Raw genomic sequence first — 3,798 nt, forward strand, 5'->3', positions numbered from 1 at the left:
TCAATTTTCGCTTGCATTGAGACCGTAATTTCACTTCAATTTTCGCTTGCATTGAGACCGTAATTTCACTCGTATATTGTTTACCATCCAAAGTAAACATTACTTGTAAATTATGGTCGCGGGCTGTCGTTTCGGGTTTAACATTTATTTTTCATTGTTTGCTTGTTTGTGGTTGTTGGACATTATCAAAAATAACTTTATCAATGTTGGGGTTGGCAATATCAATGTTTAACTCCCCATCAACACTAAGCAAGTCGGGGCGAGTCCAAGTTTGGGTTTTTGTGCTATCCACCGTAAGCTGACTTTGTGTTTTTGTTCATGACAAAGCAGTTTGAAAAATAAAAACACCTTTGTCTGTACCAAAGTAGATGTTATCGTTACTATCAACGGCAAGGGAATTTATTTGTGTACTAATACCATTTATTTTGGTTGGGGTTGTTGCACCAGCAGACAACTTATATACTCCGCCAGTTGTAGAAAAATAAACATTATCGTTACTATCAACTGCAACAGATAAGACCCTACCATTGATACCATCAATTTTGGTTGGTATTGTTTGCAATCATGTCATTAATCAAATACTGTCTAAATTTGAAACAACAAAATAAATATTGTTTTTACTATCAACGGCAAGGGAATTTATTTTTCCAGTTATTCCGTTTATTACTTTTGGAATTGTAGTTCATTTTTCTAAAAGAAATATACCACTATCTGTTCCAAAATAAACATTATCGTTACTATCAACTGCAACAGAATAAGCGGTCATATTTATTCCATTTATTTTGGTTGGTGTTGTTGCACCGTGTTTCAACACAAACGCACCATCTCCACCAGCAAAATAAATGTTATCCTTGGTATCAACAGAAATGTGATTAATAATTCCTTTTATTCCATTTATTTTGGTTGGTGTTGTTGCACCGTGTTTCAACACAAACGCACCATTATCTGTGCAAAAATAAATGTTATCCTTGGTATCAACGGCAATAGAATTAACTCTGTCAGTAATACCATTAATTTCTTTTAATGGTAAATAATCGTTGTTTGAGTTAGACGCCAAAGTATTAGTTAGTGGTACTGCTGCTAGCAACGGGGTGGGAATGCTCGCTGTTAAAGTTGATATCGTTAAAATACTTAATATTTTTTTCATTGCTGTATTCCTTTCTGAACAATAAAAATAGGAATAGCACAACCGCACTATTCCCACAAGCAATTTATAACATATTTCACAAGAGTATCAAAAGGACAAACAAAATACCCCAGTAAAATATGTTAAAATTGTCTGTGGAAACGCTAGGTGTTAACTAGTGTTTCCACGATAGTAAATTGTTTCCTAGACAATTTACTATCACTTTGTTTAATAAAATTTGAGAAGCAGTAAGAGAAAAAGTCGCTTACTACTATTATTATACCACATCTAATTTATAGGTGTGGTTTTTTTGATATTATTGTTATTTACTACAGTTTTTATCTATTTTTAAATTAGGTAGTAAATAAAAACCTTCAAATATAATTTTTCATTGCTCCTTTTTATTTTTATATATTAAAATAATCAAAATAAATGCCAATAATGAAAGGAATTTAAAAATATCTAAACAAATAAATAACAAAAATCTTTTTATTATATTTTTTTGTTTATCTAAATTTAATTTATCAAATATTTTAATAAAATATTTATTATTTTTTTAAAATAAAATTCAACAACAAAAAGTTTAAAAATCTGATAACCTAATAAAGTAAAAATTACAGCAGTATTTAATTTAAGAGAATAAATTAAATAATATAGATTTATTGGGAGGAAAAGATCAAAGATAATGAAAATAAATATATATAAGATTATTAACTCATACTTTTTTCATAGTTATTTGATTTCTTTGATGAGTTCTTCGTATGCGTGTTTTTGGCGTCAATAATGTTGATTAGTTCAAATGCTGTTTAATTTATTTTCTGATTTAACATATGATTTTGAATGTTGAATAAATGTTTCTAATAATTTACTATTTAGTTTTTTATCAGAAATTCATTTTAAAATTAAATTTGTATTTTCATCATCTTTTACATTATTGAATATAATTTTTAATGTTGGGATTCCTCTTTTTTCTTTTTTACAAATAAAGGTTAAAGTATTTTCTAAGTCTAAAATTCCCTTATAACTACCAATGCCATCATTAATTGGAATTAAAATTAAATCACTCATTATTAACCAATTAATAGCAAAATCATTTATTGTTGGTGGATAGTCAATCAAGACATAATCATAACTATTAAATACATTTTTATTCTTTGTATAAATCATTTCACTAACCATATAATATTCATTTTCTTTAAAAATGCTTTTAATAATTTCATTCATTCTATTTAATTCTTCTGAACCTAAAATAATGTCAATGTTTTTATACTTTGTTGATTGAATAATTTGATTAATTTTTACCATTTCTAATGCTGGCACAAAATTAATAAAAGTTTTTTTATTATCAATATTTTTATTACTAAATTGGACTGATAAGGTTGCTTGAGGGTCAAGGTCAATCAGTAACACCTTTGCTCCATCAAGAGCAAACTTATAAGCAACATTTTTGCATAATGTCGTTTTTCCGACCCCACCTTTTTTGTTACAAAAACTAATCATCTTCATTTTGTATATTTTCCTTTCCATAACGTTCTTCTAAAATAATTGTCATTAAAGTTGTATATTTTAGTCTTTTATTTTGTGCTTCTTTTTTAAATGCCTCTACTAAATTAATAGGGCATGTCATAGTTGGAATTTTTAACTGGTGTGGTCTTTGTTTATATTCTTTTTTATTAGAATATGAAACTAATTTTTCAACTTGTGAAACACTATCAAAACTAGAGTTATTATTTAATAAAACATTTTTTAATTTTGGCATTTTATTTTCCTTTCTTTAAATACTATTAATATTATTTATTGTATTAATAGTATTATAAATTATTAATTAAATAAAATCAACATTTATTTTTAAAAATACTATTAATATTATTTATTGTATTAATAGTATTATAAATTAGTTAATTTTATATTTTTATTGCCATTTACCCGTGAAAATAACGTTCGATGCGCCACAGAGGACGATAACAAAACAAACAATGAAAAACCCTTATAAAATAAGGGTTTTAAATAGGGGACTATGTTAAATTATTAGGTTTGTATTGCTCTAAATATTGCACAAGAATACTAATCATTTTCTTATGATAAAATTACTTTGTATCAAAATGTATTAAATATCAACTTAGCAATAAAAAATAATAACAATTTCAGAAAGGAAAATATACAAAATGAAAAAACTACTAAGTTTATTAAGTGTATTAACAATTAGTGGAACTGCTATCCCAACAACAATTGCCGCTAGCCCTTATCAAAAAGAACAGGAAAAGGAATACTACCAAGATACAATTAATTATGAATTTTTTCTTCGTGAACCTAATAAAATATTTTTTACCTTTTCAAAAAAAGATGAAATGAAATTAAAAAATATTAAATATATATTTATATAAAAAATAAAAAAAATATTAAATATCAAAAAAAATATTTAACATTAATTTTATTGATATTTTAAATAACGGAGTTTGACAAGATTGAAGATTAAATTCTAATTCATATAATGCTATTTCTGAAAAAATAATTGATAATTTTGATTTAATTAATAACATTATAGAAAAAACAAAACAAGATTATTATCAATTAAATACCAATGATGAAAAAAGTTATTTTTCTTTTTTTCCAAGTACTAAAGGAATACCTTATTCATATATAACAGAAATAAGTAACCAAATTAACAAAGT

3 protein-coding genes and 1 pseudogene are annotated in these 3,798 nt (G+C 25.4%); 1 reads left to right on the plus strand and 3 read right to left on the minus strand.

Annotation, left to right across the window (positions count from 1 at the left end; all coding sequences use genetic code 4):
- The 3 genes and pseudogenes from C6B38_RS01000 to C6B38_RS01010 all read right to left on the minus strand — a co-directional run.
- Nucleotides 1-1,147, minus strand: a pseudogene (locus C6B38_RS01000) (hypothetical protein); the annotation flags it as partial.
- 711 nt (nt 1,148-1,858) lie between these two features.
- Nucleotides 1,859-2,632: a ParA family protein gene (locus C6B38_RS01005; protein ID WP_162475782.1), complete on the minus strand. Its 774-nt coding sequence runs from the start codon at nt 2,630-2,632 to the stop codon at nt 1,859-1,861.
- A complete protein-coding gene (locus C6B38_RS01010; RefSeq protein ID WP_105298317.1) occupies nt 2,619-2,885 on the minus strand; it encodes a hypothetical protein in 267 nt (88 codons plus the stop codon). Before C6B38_RS01010 ends, C6B38_RS01005 begins: the two co-directional genes overlap by 14 nt.
- A gap of 406 nt (nt 2,886-3,291) precedes the next feature.
- Here C6B38_RS01010 and C6B38_RS01015 point away from each other — a divergent pair, with 406 nt between their 5' ends.
- Nucleotides 3,292-3,510 (plus strand): hypothetical protein, encoded by a 219-nt coding sequence (locus C6B38_RS01015; protein WP_105298318.1) that lies wholly within the window; start codon nt 3,292-3,294, stop codon nt 3,508-3,510.
- Nucleotides 3,511-3,798 lie beyond the last annotated feature (288 nt).

Source organism: Spiroplasma sp. ChiS (assembly GCF_002968355.1).
GTDB lineage: Bacteria > Bacillota_I > Bacilli_A > Mycoplasmatales > Mycoplasmataceae > Spiroplasma > Spiroplasma citri.